Source organism: Acidovorax sp. SUPP2825 (genome assembly GCF_030158995.1).
Taxonomy (GTDB): Bacteria; Pseudomonadota; Gammaproteobacteria; order Burkholderiales; family Burkholderiaceae_C; genus Paracidovorax.
The window spans coordinates 20,718-37,568 of record NZ_BQXK01000015.1; the positions used below are offsets into that span (position 1 = coordinate 20,718).

A 16,851-nucleotide genomic window follows, 5' to 3' on the forward strand; every position below is an offset into this window, starting at 1 on the left:
GCCTGGCATGGGCTAATTTGCAGTGCTCAGGTGCGGCTCGGCCACGCCCGCGGCGCGGTTGAGCAGCATCAGGGTCAGCGGCCCGGCGCGGCCATCGGGCACCAGGCCCTGCGCGACCTGGAAGCGCTGGATGCGGGCGCGGCGCTGCGCGGCTTCCGCCCGCGGGGCGCTGCGCGCGGCGGCGGCATCGGCCGCAGGCGGCAACTGGGCGTCCAGCCACGCCAGCGTGGCGGGCTGGTCGGCCAGATCGCTGCCGTCCTGCAGGCCCGGCGGCGCACGCCACAGCGTGGCGAACTCGCCGCGCCAGGCCTGCGCCAGATCGGCCAGGGGCACCTGCAGCGTGCGCCCCGCGCCCGACAGCGTGGCCACGGCGCCGTCCAGCCGCGACAGCACGACGGCCACCGGGCGCTCGTCCGCCGTGAACAGCGTGATCACGCCCGGCCGGTCGAGCTGGCGCACGAGGCCCAGCGCCGTGCGGCGCTGGCGAAAGCAGCGCAGGCCCTGGGAAGCCAGGCCCGCGCAGGCATCGGCTCCGGGCGCGGAAGGGGCGCCCCAGGCCGCGGCCAGCGCGCGCCAGGCGTCGTGGTCGCCCTCGGGCTGCAGGGCCAGGAAGCCTTGCAACGCCGAAGAGGGCACGGTGGCCGCGGCCGAGGCGGGCAAGGAGGCCGCGTGGGAGGCCGCCGGTGGTACCGCGGAGGACGCCGGCCCAGCCGCCACCACCGGCCCCGGGCCCGCCACCGCAGCGCCCGTGGGCGGCCACCAGCCCAGCGCCCAGCCCGCGCACGCGACGGCCGCCGCACCCGCGAGGGCGCCGGCCCCCGCCACCGCCCAGCGCGGCGCCCGCGCGGCGCCCGTGCGGGCGGCAGGCGCGGCATCGAACACCTCGCGCGCGGCCTGGTCCACGATGGCCTCGTTCACCTCGCGCACGCCGCCGGCATAGGCGCCGAGCAGCGCCCGGTCGCACAGCAGGTTGATGCGCCGGGGCACGCCGCGCGCCAGGGCATGCACGCGCTGCAGGGCGCGCGCCGTGAACGGCAACGCGCCCTGCAGGCCGGCCACGGCCATGCGGTGGGCGATGTACTGACAGGTTTCCTCGGTGCTCAGGGCATCGAGGTGAAAGCGTGCGATCACGCGCTGGGCCAGCTGCTCCAGCGACGGGCCGGCGATCATGCCGCGCAGCTCGGGCTGGCCGATCAGGATGATCTGCAGCAGCTTGCGCTCGCTGGTTTCCAGGTTGGTGAGCAGGCGCAACTGCTCCAGCACGTCGGCCGAGAGGTTCTGCGCCTCATCGATGATGAGCACGTTGTTGCGCCCCGCCGCATGGGCCTGCAGCAGGAAGGCATTCAACGGGTCGATGCAGTCCTTGACCGTCTCGGAGCCCGGCACCGCCGGGGTGTGCGCCACGCCGAACTCGTCGCAGATGGAGCGCAGCAGTTCGCCCACCGTGAGCCGCGGATTGAAGATGTAGGCCACGTTGCAGTGCGCCGGGATCTGCTCCAGGAAGCACCGGCACACCGTGGTCTTGCCGGTGCCGATCTCGCCCGTCAGCAGCACGAAGCCGCCACCGGCGTCCAGGCCGTAGAGCAGGTGCGCCAGCGCCTCGCGGTGGCGGTCGCTCATGAACAGATAGCGCGGGTCGGGGGCGATGGAAAACGGCGCGTGCTCCAGGCCGAAAAACGGGGCGTACATGGCGGCAAGGATACCGCCCTGCCGTGGCGGTCGCCCTGCGGCCGGCGCGCGGGTCAATCGTCTTGCAGCGGCAGCAGGCCTTGCAGTGGGGCGGGCGGCCAGCGGCCCGCAGCGCCCCGGGCCTCGAACCAGCGGTGCATGGCCGCGTCTTCGAGCGCGTATTCGCCGCGCGCCGATTTCCACACCAGCGCGGGCATGCGCTGGCGCAGCGCCTCCAGCGCTTTCTGGGCCTGCGGCACCGTCACCGGGTGGCCAGCGTTGTCCCGGTAAAAGCGCAGGGCTTCGGCATCGTAGGGGCGAAAGCGCGGGCCCTGCTCCAGCATGCGCCACAGCACGGCCTGCTCGGTCGGCTTGAGGCCGAGGTAGTCGGACTCCATCTGCGCTTCGTCCTGCGCCTGCTGCTGCTGCGCGGCTTGCAGCAGCGCGGGCTCGAAACGCCCGGCCAGCGCCGCCAGGGGGCTCAACACCTGTCCCAAGGCGGCCATGAAGAACTGCGGGCGGTCGCCGAAAACCTCGAACGCCTGCTGCAGCGCAGCCTGATCGACCGGCTTCAGTTCGGGCCGCTGGGCTTCAATCAAGGCGGCCACATGGGCGATGAAATCGGGACCCAGGGGCGGCATGCGCTGGATCTGGGATCCGTAGAACGGGGCCGCCGCCGTGTTCACCAAACGCAGCAGCTTGTCGCGGTCCGAGCCCGACATGACGAGCATCAGGTTCACCGCCCCGGGCCGGTTGAGCTGGTCGCGGGCCGATTTCAGGGCGGTCATCGCGGCCTCGCCGGCTTCGCTGGTCAAAGCGTGTTGCGCCTCGTCGATGATCAGCGCCACGGGCTGGCCCGCCCTTTCGTGCAGAAGGCGCAGGGCTTCGGTCAAGGTCAGGCCATCCACCTTGCCGATCTTGCTGGTGTCCACCTCCAGCCCGCCGACCTTCACCTTGTCCAGGCCGGCCTTTCTGGCAGAGCGTGCGACGAGGCCGAGCCGGGGCTCCAGCGCACGGGCGATGGCTTCCGCGATCAAACCTCCCGGATCGCGCCTTGCATCGGCCCACAGGTCCACATAGACCACCACCACGCCCGCGGCCTCCAGGGCCGGACGCAGGTCCCCTTGAAGAAAGGTGGATTTGCCGGTGCGGCGCGGCGCGGCCAGGAACAGCCCGTTGTGGGCATCGCCCAGCAACGCCTTGCCCTGCAGCGCGGACACCAGCGCTTGTGCCAGGGCGGTCCGTTGGAAGGCAATCATCGCAAATATCCTCTTTTATCTCTAAAAAGATAGTTTATACAATATGAGATAAACAGGGATATTTCTGGATGGCGCCTCGACTGAACTCCCTTTGGCGAGCCCGCGATCGGCCTTCATCGCGGGCAGGGTTACACCCGTCAGGAGTTTCCCGCAAATTGTCGTCGGCAAGACAAGAAGACGTCAAAGCGATTCCTACCATCCGTTGCATCTGCCTTGCATGGCTGCGCGCCCCGCCAGCAGCCTCGGCGGACACCACCGGTAGGAACAGGCATGACGACCACCTTCCCCCAACTGCTGCTGCGGCACGCCGCTGAACGGCCCACCGACGCGGCGCTGCGCGAAAAGGAATACGGCATCTGGCAGACCCACACCTGGGCGGGCCTGGCCGCGATGGTGAAGACGCTGTGCGCCGGCCTGCACCAGGCCGGGCTGCAGGCGGGCGAGCACCTGGTGGTGGTGGGCGCCAACCGCCCGCGCCTGTATGCCACCATGCTCGCGGCGCAGTCGCTGGGTGCCATTCCCGTGCCGCTGTACCAGGATGCGGTGGCCGCCGAATGCATCTACCCGCTCAACAACGCCGAGGTGCGCTTTTGCGTGGTGGAAGACCAGGAGCAGGTGGACAAGCTGCTGGAGATCCGCGCGCAGTGCCCCGCCCTGTCGCACCTGTATTTCGACGATCCGCGCGGCCTGCGCAACTACAGCGAGCCGGGCCTGGCGTCGCTCGATGCCCTGGTCGAGGCCGGCACCGCCTTCGTGGCGCAGAACCCCGGCTGGTTCCGCGCGCAGGTCGACCGGGTGCAGCCCGGCGACGTGGCGGCCATGTTCTTCACCTCGGGCACCACGGGCAACCCCAAGGGCGTGGTGCACACGCACGCCACCTTGCTCGACCGCGCGCAGGCCGGCGCCGAGTTCGACCGCCTGACGTCCGCCGAGGAGGTGCTGGCCTACCTGCCGCCCGCGTGGATCGGGCAGAACATCTTCAGCTACTCGCAGTGGCTGGCCTGCGGCTACGTGGTGAACTGCCCCGAGTCGGCCGGCACCGTCTCCATCGACCTGAAGGAGGTCGGCCCCACCTACTACTTCGCACCGCCGCGCATCTTCGAGGGCCTGCTGACCAGCGTGATGATCCGCATGGAAGACGCGGGCGCGCTCAAGCGCAAGATGTTCCACGCCTGCATGGCGGTGGCCCGCCGCGTGGGCCCGGCGCGCATGGACGGCCAGCCCGTGGGCCTGCTGGACCGCATCAAGTACGCGCTGGGCGACCTGCTGGTCTATGGCCCGCTGCGCAACAACCTGGGCTTTTCGCGCGTGCGGGTGGCCTACACGGCCGGCGAGGCCATCGGGCCGGACCTGTTCACCTTCTACCGCTCGATCGGCATCAACTTGAAGCAGCTGTACGGCTCCACCGAGACCGCCGTGTTCGTGTGCCTGCAGCCCGACAATCAGGCGCGCGCCGACACGGTGGGCGTGCCGATCCGCGGCGTGCAGATCCAGGTGGCCGACAACGGCGAGATCCTCGTCAAGTCCGCCGGCCTGCTCAAGGAGTACTACAAGAACCCCACCGCCACGGCCGAGGTGCTCACGGCCGATGGCTGGTATCGCACGAGCGATGCGGGCTTTCTCGATGCGCACGGCCACCTCAAGATCATCGACCGCGTGAAGGACGTGGGCCGCATCCAGGGCGGCGCCAACGACGGCGCCATGTTCGCGCCCAAGTACGTGGAGAACAAGCTCAAGTTCTTTCCGTACATCAAGGAGGCCGTGGCCCTGGGCGACCGGCGCGAAAAGGTCTGCGCCATGGTCAACATCGACTTCGACGCCGTGGGCAACTGGGCCGAGCGCCGCAACCTGCCCTACGCGGGCTACACCGACCTGGCGCAAAAGCCCGAGGTGTACGAGCTGATCCGCGACTGCGTTGAGAAGGTGAACGCCGACCTCGCGGGCGATGCGCTGCTGGCGGGCAGCCAGATCAGCCGCTTTCTCGTGCTGCACAAGGAGCTGGATGCCGACGACGGCGAGCTCACGCGCACCAACAAGGTCCGCCGCGGCTTCATCGCCGACAAGTACGGCACGCTGGTGGAGGCGCTGTACGCCGGCCGCACCGAACAGTTCATCGAGACGCAGGTCAAGTTCGAGGACGGCCGCACGGGCAGCGTGAGCGCCACGCTCAAGCTCGACGACGCCCGGACCTTCGCCCCGACGAAGCAGGCCGCCTGACCGCAACGCCGCAAGACCCCACCATGACCACCAAGAAGATCGGCGACGTCATCCTCGACGTCCAGAACATCAGCCTGCGGTTCGGGGGCGTGAAAGCGCTCACCGACATCTCGTTCAACGTGCGCGAGCACGAGATCCGCGCCATCATCGGCCCCAACGGCGCAGGCAAGAGCTCGATGCTCAACTGCATCAACGGCGTCTACGCGCCGCAGGACGGCTCCATCACCTTCCGGGGCAAGACGTTCTCGCACATGAACTCGCGCCAGGTGGCCGAGATGGGCGTGGCGCGCACCTTCCAGAACCTGGCGCTTTTCAAGGGCATGAGCGTGATCGACAACATCATGTCGGGGCGCAACCTCAAGATCAAGAGCAACCTCTTCCTGCAGGCGCTGCGCATCGGCCCGGCCGAGCGCGAGGAGATGCGCCACCGCGCGTTCGTCGAACGCATCATCGATTTCCTGGAGATCCAGGCCTGGCGCAAGACGCCCGTGGGCCAATTGCCCTACGGCCTGCAAAAGCGCGTGGACCTGGGCCGGGCCCTGGCCATGGAGCCGCAGGTGCTGCTGCTGGACGAGCCCATGGCCGGCATGAACGTGGAGGAAAAGCAGGACATGTGCCGCTTCATCCTCGACGTGAACGACGAGTTCGGCACCACCATCGTGCTCATCGAGCACGACATGGGCGTGGTGATGGACATCTCCGACCGCGTGGTCGTGCTCGACTACGGCAAGAAGATCGGCGACGGCACGCCCGACGAAGTGCGCAGCAACGACGACGTGATCAGCGCCTATCTCGGCACCTCGCACTGACCGGAGAACACACACCATGGCTTTCTTTCTCGAAACCCTGATCGGCGGCCTGATGGCGGGCATGCTGTATTCGCTGGTGGCCCTGGGCTTCGTGCTGATCTACAAGGCCTCGGGCGTCTTCAACTTCGCGCAGGGCGCGATGGTGCTGTTCGCGGCGCTCGCGATGGCCCGGCTGTCCGAATGGATTCCCCAATGGACGGGCATCGACAGCCGGCTGCTGGCCGGCATCGCGGCCTTCGTCCTGGCCGGCGCGCTCATGTTCGTGGTGGCCTGGTGCATCGAGCGGCTGGTGCTGCGCCACCTGGTCAACCAGGAAGGCGCCACGCTGCTCATGGCCACGCTGGGCATCACCTACTTCCTCGAAGGCCTGGGCCAGACGATGTTCGGCAGCGACATCTACAAGATCGACATCGGCATGCCCAAGGAGCCGATCTTCGCCCTCGAGTCGATGTTCGAGGGCGGCGTGCTCATCAACAAGGAAGACGTGATCGCCGCCGCCATCGCCGCGGGGCTGGTGATCCTGCTGAGCATCTTCTTTCAGAAGACCTCCACCGGCCGCGCGCTGCGCGCCGTGGCCGACGACCACCAGGCGGCGCAGTCCATCGGCATTCCGCTCAACCGCATCTGGGTGATCGTGTGGTGCGTGGCGGGCGTGGTGGCCCTCGTGGCCGGAATGATCTGGGGCAGCAAGCTGGGCGTGCAGTTCTCGCTCACCACGGTGGCGCTGCGCGCACTGCCGGTGGTGATCCTGGGCGGCCTCACCTCGGTGCCGGGCGCCATCATCGGCGGACTGATCATCGGCGTGGGCGAGAAGCTCTCCGAGGTGTACCTGGGGCCGTTCGTGGGCGGGGGCATCGAGATCTGGTTCGCGTATGTGCTGGCACTGGTCTTTCTCCTCTTCAGGCCCCAGGGCTTGTTCGGAGAAAAAATTATTGATCGCGTATGAAGTACGCGACCAATAATTTTTCGAAGGAGGCACAACGCGCACCGCGCGTTGTCAGCGGGGCCGAAGGCGCCGCGTGGCACCGCAGGTGCGCCCCCGTGCAAAAGATCATCGATCGCGCCTGACCCATCACAAGAACACAGGAGACACGCCATGCTCTACCGCGAAAACGGCCAGTTCAAGACCAGCTACCGCGCCGACCAGCAGATCTTTCCCATCGCGCAGGACCGCATCGCCATGGTGGTGCTGCTCGCCGTGGCCTTCATCGCCGTGCCGATGCTGGCGAGCGACTATTTCTTCCGCGCCATCCTGATCCCGCTGGTCATCATGTCCATGGCCGCTTTAGGCGTGAACATCCTCGTGGGCTACTGCGGGCAGATCTCGCTGGGCTCGGGGGCCTTCATGGCCGTGGGCGCCTACGGGGCCTACAACTTCTTCGTGCGCGTGCCGGGGCTGCCGCTCATTCCGGCCATCGTGCTGGGCGGGCTGTGCGCCACGTTCTTCGGCATCCTCTTCGGGCTGCCCAGCCTGCGCGTGAAGGGGCTGTACCTGGCGGTGGCCACGCTGGCAGCGCAGTTCTTCAGCGACTGGATGTTCCTGCGCATCAAGTGGTTCACCAACAACTCCGACTCGGGCTCGGTGTCGGTCAACGGACTGCAGGTGTTCGGCTTGGCCCTGGAGAGCGCGCAGTCCAAGTACCTCTTTTGCCTCGCCCTGCTCGTGGTGGTGGCGCTGCTGGCCAAGAACCTGGTGCGCGGCGCGGTGGGCCGCGAGTGGATGGCCATCCGCGACATGGACGTGGCCGCCGCGGTGATCGGCATCCGACCCATGTACGCCAAGCTCAGCGCCTTCGCCGTCAGCTCGTTCATCGTGGGCATGGCCGGCGCGCTGTGGGCCTTCGTGCACCTGGGCGCGTGGGAGCCCGCGGCGTTCTCGGTGGAGGTGTCGTTCCGGCTGCTGTTCATGGTGATCATCGGCGGGCTGGGATCGATCATGGGCGGCTTCTTCGGCGCGGCCTTCATCGTGGTGCTGCCCATCGTGCTCAACCAGTTCCTGCCCGCGCTGATGGGCCTGTTCGGCATCAACATCTCCACGGCCGGCGTGTCGCACGCCGAGCTGATGATCTTCGGCGCGCTCATCGTGTGGTTCCTCATCGTCGAGCCGCACGGCCTGGCCAAGCTGTGGTCCACCGCCAAGCAAAAGCTGCGCCTGTGGCCCTTCCCACACTGATCCACCCGGTTCCCCCCCGCGCTTCAATCCATTCAATTTCCAAGGAGAGACAAATGAAGCTTTCGAAACTCGTGATCGCCGCCCTCGTGGCGGCAGGCAGTGTGTCCGTGGCGACCAGCGCCGTCGCGCAGGCCAAGGAGCAGTTCTTTCCGCTGCTGTCGTACCGCACGGGGCCGTATGCGCCCAACGGCGTGCCGTGGGCCAACGGCAAGCAGGACTACATCAAGATGATCAACGCGCGCGATGGCGGCGTGAACGGCGTCAAACTCACGTTCGAGGAATGCGAGACCGGCTACGCCACCGACCGCGGCGTGGAGTGCTACGAGCGCCTGAAGGGCCGCCCCGGCGTGGCACTGTTCGATCCGCAGGCCACCGGCATCACCTTCGCGCTGACCGAGAAAGCCCCGGTGGACAAGATCCCGCTGATGACGCTGGGCTACGGCCTGTCGGTCGCGCAGGACGGCATGGCCTTCAAGTGGAACTTCCCCTTCATGGGCAGCTACTGGACGGGCGCCGACATCCTGATCCAGCACATCGGCAAGCAGGCCGGCGGGCTGGACAAGCTCAAGGGCAAGAAGATCGCGCTGGTCTACCACGACAGCCCCTTCGGCAAGGAGCCCATTCCCGTGCTGCAGGAGCGCGCCAGGATGCACGGCTTCGAACTGCAGATGCTGCCCGTGACCGCCCCCGGCGTGGAGCAGAAGGCCACCTGGCTGCAGGTGCGCCAGAGCCGCCCCGACTACGTGCTGCTGTGGGGCTGGGGCGTGATGAACTCCACCGCCCTGAAGGAAGCGCAGGCCACGGGCTTCCCGCGCGACAAGCTCTATGGCGTGTGGTGGGCCGGCGCCGAGCCGGACGTGCGCGACGTGGGCGAAGGCGCCAAGGGCTACCACGCGCTGGCGCTGAACGGCTACGGCACGCAGTCCAAGGTGATCCAGGACATCCTGAAGAACGTGCACGACAAGGGCCAGGGCACAGGGCCGAAGGACGAGGTGGGCTCGGTGCTGTACACGCGCGGCGTGATCATCCAGATGCTGGCCGTCGAGTCCGTGCGCCGCGCGCAGGAGCGCTTCGGCAAGGGCAAGGTCATGACCGGCGAGCAGGTGCGCTGGGGCATGGAGAACCTCGCGCTCGATCAGAAGAAGCTCGACGCGCTGGGCTTCAACGGCATCATGCGGCCGCTGTCCACGAGCTGCTCCGACCACATGGGCTCCACCTGGTCGCGCGTGCACACCTGGGACGGCAAGAAGTGGGACTTCTCCTCCGACTGGTACCAGGCCGACGAGCAGATCCTGAAGCCCATGATCAAGGCCGGCTCCGACAAGTACCTGGCCGACAAGAAGATGACGCGGCGGGATGCGGCCGACTGCCAGAGCTAAGGACAACCCCCTGAGCCGCTGCGCGGCTTCCCCCTTCTCTGGCTTCGCTGCGCGAAGCGGAAGGGGGACGACGCCAGCGCCGCGGGGCGGCCCTTGCGCGGCGTCTGCTGGCGTGGGGCGCGCCGGTTTTTTGAGGCTGTGTTCACAGCCGCCAATCGAAAGCGTTGCACCGCAGCGCTTTCGATTGGCACAGCGAAGGCAACACCATGGAACCCAGAAACATCGTTCTGAACGTCAACGGCATCGAGGTCATCTACAACCACGTGATCCTCGTGCTCAAGGGCGTCTCGCTGCAGGTGCCCGAGGGCGGCATCGTCGCCATCCTGGGGGGCAACGGCGCGGGCAAGACCACCACGCTGCGCGCCATCTCCAACCTGCTGCAGGGCGAGCGCGGCGCGGTCACCAAGGGCAGCATCGAGCTGCGGGGCGAGCGCATCGAGAACCTCTCGCCCGCCGACCTCGTGCAGCGCGGCGTGGTGCAGGTGATGGAGGGGCGCCACTGTTTCGCCCACCTCACCATTGAAGAGAACCTGATGACGGGCTCGTACACCCGCACCAGCCGCGCCGAGATCGCGGCCAACCTGGAGAAGGTGTACGCGTACTTCCCGCGCCTGAAAACCCGCCGCACCTCGCAGGCCGCCTACACCTCGGGCGGCGAGCAGCAGATGTGCGCCATCGGCCGCGCGCTCATGGCCAACCCCAGCATGGTGCTGCTCGACGAGCCCTCGATGGGCCTGGCGCCGCAGATCGTGGAGGAGGTCTTCAACATCGTGAAGGACCTCAACACCAAGGAAAAGGTGACCTTCCTGCTGGCCGAGCAGAACACCAACATGGCGCTCAAATACTCGGACTACGGCTACATCATGGAAAGCGGCCGCGTGGTGATGGACGGCGCGGCGAGCGACCTGGCCAACAACGAGGACGTGAAGGAGTTCTACCTGGGCGTCGGCGGCGGCGAGCGCAAGAGCTTCAAGGACGTCAAGAGCTACAAGCGCCGCAAGCGCTGGCTGGCCTAGGTCCACCGCGAATCCGGCGCGCCGCGACCGCGCGGCGCAGTCCAGCCCACCGTTTGCCTGTCTCCCATCCCCAGCACGCCCAGAACGTGCACCCCGGAGGTATATCCATGAGCGTTTTCTACGACGACCTCGAAACCCGCCCGCCCGAAGCCCGCGAAAGCGCATTGATGGCCGCGCTGCCGGCCCAGGTGGCGCATGCGCAGCGGGCCTCGCCCGCGTTCGCCGGCATCCTGCAGGGCATCGATCCGGCGGGCATCGCCACGCGCCAGGCGCTGGCCACCTTGCCGGTCACGCGCAAGCACGAGCTGCTCGCGCGCCAGCAGGCAGGCCGCGCCACCAACGTGTTCGGCGGCTTCAGCGCGCTGTCGTTCGGCGCCGCCATGCCGCGCGTGTTCGCCAGCCCCGGCACGCTGTACGAACCGGAGGGCACGCGGCGCGACTACTGGCGCATGGCGCGCGCCATCCACGCCGCCGGCTTTCGGCCCGGCGAGCTGATCCACAACAGCTTCAGCTACCACTTCGTGCCCGCCGGCTCGATGATGGAAACCGGCGCCCATGCGCTGGGCTGCTCGGTGTTCCCGGGCGGCACGGGCCAGACGGAGCAGCAGGTGCAGGCCATGGCCGAACTGAAACCCGCGGGCTACATCGGCACGCCGAGCTTTCTCAAGATCCTGCTGGACAAGGCGGCCGAGCTGGGCACGCCGCTGCCCAGCGTGGGCAAGGCCCTGGTCTCGGGCGAGGCGTTTCCCCCCTCGCTGCGCGACTGGCTGGCCGGGCGCGGCGTGGCCGGCTACCAGTGCTATGCCACGGCCGACCTGGGCCTGATCGCGTACGAAACCACCGCGCGCGAAGGCCTGGTGCTGGACGAGGGCGTGATCGTGGAGATCGTGCGGCCCGGCACCGGCGACCCGGTGCCCGAAGGCGAGGTGGGCGAACTGGTGGTGACCACGCTCAACCCCGACTACCCGCTGATCCGCTTCGGCACGGGCGACCTCTCGGCCGTGCTGCCCGGCACCTGCCCCACCGGCCGCACCAACACCCGCATCCAGGGCTGGATGGGCCGCGCCGACCAGACCACCAAGGTGCGCGGCATGTTCGTGCACCCCGGCCAGGTGGCCGACATCGTGCGGCGCTTTCCGCAGGTGCTGCGCGCGCGCCTGGTGGTGAGCGGCGAGATGGCCAGCGACCAGATGCTCCTGCGCGTGGAGACCACCGAGACCGCCGCCGGCCTGGCCGTGCAATTGGCCGAGGCGATGCGCGAGCAGACCAAGCTGCGCGGCGAGGTCGAGATGGTGGCCCCCGGCACGCTGCCCAACGACGGCCGTGTGATCGAGGACGCACGCAGCTATCGATGAGCCCGGCGGCCGCCCACCGGATCGCCGCGCCCATTGCTCCTATATCAATAGCTTAAAAACCAATATAGACAAGCACTGCAAGCCTATAAACCTTTAAACCCCTACACGTTACTGCTAAGTAATTACCTTGATGGCGGTGTAAAACCCCGTGGCTATCATGGCGCGTCTTTTCAAAGGAACCTCATGAAAACTACATTCAAGACCGCACTGGTGGCCGTTGCTGTTGCCGCCGCTTTCGGCGCGCAGGCGCAGGGTTTTCCCTCCAAGGACAAGACGGTCACGATCGTCGTTCCTTTCGCCGCCGGTGGCCCGACCGACCGCGTGGCACGCGATCTGGCGGAGGCCATGCGCAAGCCGCTGGGTGGGGTGAGCGTGGTGATCGACAACGCCGCGGGCGCAGGCAGCAGCATCGGCACCGCCAAGGTGGCGCGCGCCAGTGCCGACGGCTACACCCTGCTGCTCAACCACATCGCCATGGCCACCATGCCGGCGCTGTACCGCAAGCTGCCGTTCAGCGTGCCCAACGACTTTGAATACCTGGGCGTCGTGAACGACGTGCCCATGACGCTCATCGCCCGCCCCACGCTGCCCGCCAACAACTACAAGGAACTGGCCACCTGGATCGAGCAGAACAAGGGCAAGATCAACCTGGGCCATGCGGGCCTGGGTGCCGCGTCCCACCTGTGCGGCCTGCTGTACCAGAGCGCGATCAAGGTCGAGATGACCCCCGTGCCCTACAAGGGCACGGCACCCGCCATCACCGACCTGATCGGTGGCCAGATCGACCTGCTGTGCGACCAGACCACCAACACCACCTCGCAGATCGAGGCCAAGAAGGTCAAGGCCTACGCGGTCACCACGCCCAAGCGCCTCACCACGCCATCCCTCAAGGACCTGCCCACGCTGGCCGAGTCCGGCGTCAAGGACTTCCAGGTCACGATCTGGCACGGCCTGTACGCGCCCAAGGGCACGCCCGCCGACGTGCTCAAGAAGCTCAACGACGCCCTGAAGGCCGCGCTGAAGGACCCCGACTTCATCAAGAAGCAGGAAGGCCTGGGCGCCGTGGTGGCGGCCGACCAGCGCGTCGAACCCGCCGAGCACAAGAAGTTCGTGCAGGCCGAGATCGACAAGTGGGGCCCCATCATCAAGGCCGCCGGCACCTACGCCGACTGATCCAACGGACCGGCTGACCGACCGGGCACTGCGCCGCACGCAGTGCCCGCGATTCGCCCCGACCGCCCCAGGCCTTGCGCCCCGGGCGGTTTTTTCTTGGGGCGCTCATTTGCGAGGCGTGGAACGCGCTCCGGCCTACGGGTCATCCCTCTGCCCGCCTCGCGCAGCGGGGCCTACAACGGGGGATTGAACGCCAGCCCCAAGGACCGATCCCCATGCGCTTTTCCGCCACCCCGTCCAAGACCCTTCGACAGCCCCTGGCCATGCCGCGCCGCCGCGCACTGGCGCTCGCCGCCCTGCTGCTGGCCGCCGGCCTTTGGAATGCCATGCCCGGCGCCCACGCCCAGTCCGGCGCGTGGCCCACCAAGCCGGTGCGCATCGTTGTGCCGTTCGCCCCCGGCGGCACCACCGACATCCTGGCGCGCGCCGTGGCGCCCGAGCTGGGCCGTGCCTTCGGCCAGCAGTTCATCGTGGACAACCGGGGCGGCGCGGGCGGCAACATCGGCGCCGAAGTGGTCGCCAAGTCGCCGGCCGACGGCTACACCCTGCTGATGGGCACGGTCGGCACGCACGGCATCAACCGCGCGCTGTACAGCAGGTTGCCCTACGACCCCATCAAGGACTTCGTGCCCATCACCCTGGTGGCGGCCGTGCCCAACGTGATGGAGATCAACGCCGACAAGGCGCGCGCGCTGGGCATCCAGTCCGTGCCCGACTTCATCCGCTACGCCAAGGCGCACCCCGGCCAGCTGAACATGGCATCGAGCGGCAACGGCACCTCGATCCACCTGGCCGGCGAGCTGTTCAAGAGCATGACCGGCACCTACATGCTGCACATGCCTTACCGCGGCTCCGGCCCCGCGCTGCTGGACCTGGTGGGCGGCAACATGGACGTGATGTTCGACAACCTGCCGTCTTCCATGGCGCAGATCAAGGCCGGCAAGCTCAAGGCCCTGGCCGTGACCAGCGCCCACCGCTCGCCCGCCCTGCCCGACGTGCCCACGGTGGAAGAGGTCGGCGGCCCGGATCTCAAGGGCTACGAGGCCAGCTCGTGGTTCGGCCTGCTCGCCCCCGCCGGCACCCCGCCCGAGATCGTGGCCCGCATCCAGCAGGAAACCGCCAAGGCCCTCGCCACCCCGGCCGTCAAGGAGCGCCTGCTGGCGCAGGGCGCGATCCCCGGCGGCAACTCGCCGGCCGACTTCGCCAAACACATCGACAGCGAACACCGCAAGTGGGCCAAGGTGGTGAAGGCGTCGGGAGCGAAGGTGGACTGAATCGCGGTGGAGGGGGGCACGCCCCCCAGTGGGTGCTCAGTACCCGCTGACCGCCCGGGCGATCAACCCATCCGGGTAGGGCTGCATGCCGTTTTCCAGCTGCACGATGGTGCGCATGACCGGCGGCAGGGTCGCGGCGTTCAGGCAGATGAAGGCGTGCGGGCTGATGTCCAGGCTGCCGGCGACCTGCCGCACGTAGTCGCAGGGGTCGCACTCGCCGCAGGCCGCCCAGCGGCGGATGATGCCGTCGATGGTGCACAGCTGGTACTTGGCCTGGTAGTTGCGCAGCAGCAGGGCCATGGCACGCAGGCCCCAGTACGGTTCGCAGAACACCACGAACCGGGGGTCGGCCGACTGGTCCTCGGCCATGCCGCGCCAGCCGATGTGGTCGCGCACGATATTGCCGGGATTGTGGTTGCGGATGCCGCGCGGAACGAGGGTCAACATGAAAAGCGGTGAGAACGCAGGGTATGGTGCCCACAGTGGGCGGTGGGCCCCGGGTCTCGCGTGTCGGTCGCTCGACCCCTGGCTTCGGACTCGAACTGTAGGCGCGCGGGTCCTGAAATTCACGCTTTCCATGCCGCGCTGAAGCAGGTTTCAGAACTTTTAAGGCCAGGCCCGCCCGATCGGCACCACGGGTGCCGCGCTGCGGAAATTCGAAACTTTCGCGGCTGAAAAATCCGGCATGCCGGCTTCCATCCTGGTCTTCACCCTCGCTGCCAGGATGGCCTTGCGTGCCGCGGCCGACGCCCGCGTGCCCGGCCTCGTGGCGGCCTGCCGCAGCGCCGGTCCGGCCTGGCCTGGCCTGGCTCACCAGACCACGTCGTGCCCTTCCGCGGCGCTGCGTTTGAGCATGTCGATGATCGGCGCCGCGCGCTGGCGCAGGCGCACGGTGTCGGGGCGCTCGCCCGCATCGTCGTCCTCGCTGCCCTGCGCCTCGTCGGCATCGGGCCGGCCCTTGGCGTCGTCGGCCGCAACGGCGGCTTCCAGTGCCTGGAGCGCGGCGGGGATCTGCGCGGCGGTGACGATGCCGTGCGGGTCGGTGGACTTGCCCATGATCTGCAGCAATTGGCGGCCGTTGGCCTCCAGCATGATGACGTCGGCGGTGGCGCGGGATTTGAACTTGTACAGCATGGGTGGCGAGGGTCCTTGGTGAGGGTGGGTAGGTAGGGGTGATGGGGTGGCTTGCAGCCGTCAATGCCCGGCCGGGCCGGTGCGTGCATGCATGTAGTCGCGGGTGAAAGGATAGTCCGACTGGGCCCCGCGCAGGGCGCCGGTGGCCAGGTCGCCGTCGGGCCGGGCGGCCAGCATCTGGTGCAGGGCCATCCAGCCGCGCTCGAATCCCATGGCGCTGCCGGCCAGGTAGAGGCGGTAGGCGCGCAGGGCACGCTCGCCCTGCGGCGCGCCGACCCCGGCCGAGAGCACGCGCAGCGCTTCCTGCAGCCGCGCCTCCAGCGCGTCGGACCAGGCCCAGAGCGTGCGCGCGTAGTGCGGGCGCAGGTTTTCGGTGTCCACCATCTCCAGACCGCTGGCCGCCAGGTCGTGCAGCACGGCGCTCACGTGCAGCAGCTCGCCGCCCGGGAAGATGTACTTTTCGATGAAGTCGCCCAGGCCGGCGCCCAGCTGCGCGTTGTCCACGCCGCCCGAGGTGATGCCGTGGTTGAGCAGCAGCCCGCCGGGCCGCAAAAGCCGGCGCACGGTGGCGAAGTAATCGGGCATGTGCGCGCGGCCCACGTGCTCGAACATGCCCACCGAGGCGATGCGGTCGAACGGCGCGGGCTCGGGGTGCTGCAGTTCGCGGTAGTCGCGCAGTTCCATGCGCACGCGGCCCGACAGGCCCCGCTCGGCGATGAGGCGCGACACGTGCGCGTGCTGGTTGCGCGACAGGGTGATGCCGGTGGCGTCCACGCCGTAGTGCTCGGCCGCCCACAGCAGCAGCCCGCCCCAGCCCGCGCCGATGTCCAGGAAGCGCTGGCCCGGCGCGAGGCGCAGCTTGCGGCAGATGTGGTCGAGCTTGGCCTCCTGCGCCTGGGCCAGGTCCATGGCGCCGTCGCGGTAGTAGGCGCACGAATACACGCGGCGCGGGTCCAGCCACAGGGCATAGAAGTCGTCGGACAGGTCGTAGTGGAACCGCACGTGCTGCGCATCGCGCGTGATGGTGTGCACCGCGCGCGAGCGGGCGCGGGCCATCATGCGTGTCCACCAGCCGGCCTGCTCGCGCGCCGGGTCGCCGTGCAGCAGCGCGGCGGCGGCCGCCACCAGGTCGCGCATGCGGCCTTCGAAACGCACGCGCCCCTCGACGATGGCCGCGCCCAGGTCGCCCACCTCGCCCGAGAGCAGCGCCGCCAGCGAACGGCGGTCGCGGAACTGCAGCGCCACCGGGGCCTGCGCGCGGCCCAGCCGCTGCCCGCCGGGCAGTTCGAGCGACAGGTCCACCGGCAGGGATTCCAGCCGGGCTTGCAGGGCGTGCAGCAGCGGTTTCATGGCCGTCGATTCTTGAACCGCCCCAACGCCTCGTCAATGGCCGT

General features: G+C 68.5%; 14 protein-coding genes. 9 read left to right on the forward strand and 5 right to left on the reverse strand.

The genetic code is table 11. The annotated features are described in order from the left end of the window. Positions 1-12: 12 nt before the first annotated feature. Positions 13-1,689, reverse strand: a complete 1,677-nt coding sequence (locus AVAK2825_RS17985; RefSeq protein WP_284401393.1) for an ExeA family protein — start codon at positions 1,687-1,689, stop codon at positions 13-15. A gap of 53 nt (positions 1,690-1,742) precedes the next feature. Next, positions 1,743-2,927 carry an ATP-binding protein gene (locus tag AVAK2825_RS17990; RefSeq protein WP_284401395.1) on the reverse strand — a complete coding sequence of 395 codons (1,185 nt, stop codon included), beginning with the start codon at positions 2,925-2,927 and terminating at the stop codon, positions 1,743-1,745. 270 nt (positions 2,928-3,197) lie between these two features. Here AVAK2825_RS17990 and AVAK2825_RS17995 point away from each other — a divergent pair, with 270 nt between their 5' ends. The 9 genes from AVAK2825_RS17995 to AVAK2825_RS18035 all read left to right on the forward strand — a co-directional run bounded on the left by AVAK2825_RS17995 (position 3,198) and on the right by AVAK2825_RS18035 (position 14,323). Continuing rightward, a complete protein-coding gene (locus AVAK2825_RS17995) occupies positions 3,198-5,144 on the forward strand; it encodes an AMP-dependent synthetase/ligase (RefSeq protein WP_284401397.1) in 1,947 nt (648 codons plus the stop codon). A 23-nt stretch (positions 5,145-5,167) separates the two neighbouring features. Continuing rightward, the gene (locus AVAK2825_RS18000; protein ID WP_284401399.1) at positions 5,168-5,953 is read left to right on the forward strand and encodes an ABC transporter ATP-binding protein; all 786 of its coding nucleotides are present in this window, start codon (positions 5,168-5,170) and stop codon (positions 5,951-5,953) included. Positions 5,954-5,969: 16 nt separating this feature from the next. Further along, complete coding sequence (locus AVAK2825_RS18005; RefSeq protein ID WP_272567053.1) at positions 5,970-6,899, forward strand: branched-chain amino acid ABC transporter permease; 930 nt, start codon at positions 5,970-5,972, stop codon at positions 6,897-6,899. 150 nt (positions 6,900-7,049) lie between these two features. Then, positions 7,050-8,126 carry a branched-chain amino acid ABC transporter permease gene (locus AVAK2825_RS18010; protein ID WP_284401403.1) on the forward strand — a complete coding sequence of 359 codons (1,077 nt, stop codon included), beginning with the start codon at positions 7,050-7,052 and terminating at the stop codon, positions 8,124-8,126. Between the two features lie 53 nt (positions 8,127-8,179). Then, on the forward strand, positions 8,180-9,505 hold the full coding sequence (locus AVAK2825_RS18015) for an ABC transporter substrate-binding protein (protein WP_284401404.1): 1,326 nt from the start codon (positions 8,180-8,182) through the stop codon (positions 9,503-9,505). Positions 9,506-9,711: 206 nt separating this feature from the next. Then, positions 9,712-10,521 carry an ABC transporter ATP-binding protein gene (locus tag AVAK2825_RS18020; protein ID WP_272567047.1) on the forward strand — a complete coding sequence of 270 codons (810 nt, stop codon included), beginning with the start codon at positions 9,712-9,714 and terminating at the stop codon, positions 10,519-10,521. Between the two features lie 107 nt (positions 10,522-10,628). Then, positions 10,629-11,876: a phenylacetate--CoA ligase family protein gene (locus AVAK2825_RS18025; RefSeq protein ID WP_272567046.1), complete on the forward strand. Its 1,248-nt coding sequence runs from the start codon at positions 10,629-10,631 to the stop codon at positions 11,874-11,876. Positions 11,877-12,059: 183 nt separating this feature from the next. Then, positions 12,060-13,049, forward strand: a complete 990-nt coding sequence (locus tag AVAK2825_RS18030) for a tripartite tricarboxylate transporter substrate-binding protein (RefSeq protein WP_284401408.1) — start codon at positions 12,060-12,062, stop codon at positions 13,047-13,049. A gap of 263 nt (positions 13,050-13,312) precedes the next feature. Next, a complete protein-coding gene (locus AVAK2825_RS18035; RefSeq protein ID WP_502870564.1) occupies positions 13,313-14,323 on the forward strand; it encodes a Bug family tripartite tricarboxylate transporter substrate binding protein in 1,011 nt (336 codons plus the stop codon). A 36-nt stretch (positions 14,324-14,359) separates the two neighbouring features. Here the strand turns inward: AVAK2825_RS18035 and AVAK2825_RS18040 are convergent, their stop codons facing one another. The 3 genes from AVAK2825_RS18040 to AVAK2825_RS18050 all read right to left on the reverse strand — a co-directional run bounded on the left by AVAK2825_RS18040 (position 14,360) and on the right by AVAK2825_RS18050 (position 16,807). Next, on the reverse strand, positions 14,360-14,770 hold the full coding sequence (locus tag AVAK2825_RS18040; protein ID WP_272567044.1) for a structural protein P5: 411 nt from the start codon (positions 14,768-14,770) through the stop codon (positions 14,360-14,362). A gap of 363 nt (positions 14,771-15,133) precedes the next feature. Continuing rightward, on the reverse strand, positions 15,134-15,457 hold the full coding sequence (locus tag AVAK2825_RS18045; protein ID WP_284401411.1) for a DUF1840 domain-containing protein: 324 nt from the start codon (positions 15,455-15,457) through the stop codon (positions 15,134-15,136). 60 nt (positions 15,458-15,517) lie between these two features. Continuing rightward, complete coding sequence (locus tag AVAK2825_RS18050) at positions 15,518-16,807, reverse strand: class I SAM-dependent methyltransferase (RefSeq protein WP_284401413.1); 1,290 nt, start codon at positions 16,805-16,807, stop codon at positions 15,518-15,520. Positions 16,808-16,851: the final 44 nt, after the last annotated feature.

What these genes read in the sequence shown, in the direction of transcription:
- AVAK2825_RS17985 (WP_284401393.1), bottom strand. Translation starts at nt 1,689, where the DNA reads ATGTACGCCCCGTTTTTCGGCCTGGAGCACGCGCCGTTTTCCATCGCC.
- AVAK2825_RS17990 (WP_284401395.1), bottom strand. Translation starts at nt 2,927, where the DNA reads ATGATTGCCTTCCAACGGACCGCCCTGGCACAAGCGCTGGTGTCCGCG.
- AVAK2825_RS17995 (WP_284401397.1), top strand. Translation starts at nt 3,198, where the DNA reads ATGACGACCACCTTCCCCCAACTGCTGCTGCGGCACGCCGCTGAACGG.
- AVAK2825_RS18000 (WP_284401399.1), top strand. Translation starts at nt 5,168, where the DNA reads ATGACCACCAAGAAGATCGGCGACGTCATCCTCGACGTCCAGAACATC.
- AVAK2825_RS18005 (WP_272567053.1), top strand. Translation starts at nt 5,970, where the DNA reads ATGGCTTTCTTTCTCGAAACCCTGATCGGCGGCCTGATGGCGGGCATG.
- AVAK2825_RS18010 (WP_284401403.1), top strand. Translation starts at nt 7,050, where the DNA reads ATGCTCTACCGCGAAAACGGCCAGTTCAAGACCAGCTACCGCGCCGAC.
- AVAK2825_RS18015 (WP_284401404.1), top strand. Translation starts at nt 8,180, where the DNA reads ATGAAGCTTTCGAAACTCGTGATCGCCGCCCTCGTGGCGGCAGGCAGT.
- AVAK2825_RS18020 (WP_272567047.1), top strand. Translation starts at nt 9,712, where the DNA reads ATGGAACCCAGAAACATCGTTCTGAACGTCAACGGCATCGAGGTCATC.
- AVAK2825_RS18025 (WP_272567046.1), top strand. Translation starts at nt 10,629, where the DNA reads ATGAGCGTTTTCTACGACGACCTCGAAACCCGCCCGCCCGAAGCCCGC.
- AVAK2825_RS18030 (WP_284401408.1), top strand. Translation starts at nt 12,060, where the DNA reads ATGAAAACTACATTCAAGACCGCACTGGTGGCCGTTGCTGTTGCCGCC.
- AVAK2825_RS18035 (WP_502870564.1), top strand. Translation starts at nt 13,313, where the DNA reads ATGCCGCGCCGCCGCGCACTGGCGCTCGCCGCCCTGCTGCTGGCCGCC.
- AVAK2825_RS18040 (WP_272567044.1), bottom strand. Translation starts at nt 14,770, where the DNA reads ATGTTGACCCTCGTTCCGCGCGGCATCCGCAACCACAATCCCGGCAAT.
- AVAK2825_RS18045 (WP_284401411.1), bottom strand. Translation starts at nt 15,457, where the DNA reads ATGCTGTACAAGTTCAAATCCCGCGCCACCGCCGACGTCATCATGCTG.
- AVAK2825_RS18050 (WP_284401413.1), bottom strand. Translation starts at nt 16,807, where the DNA reads ATGAAACCGCTGCTGCACGCCCTGCAAGCCCGGCTGGAATCCCTGCCG.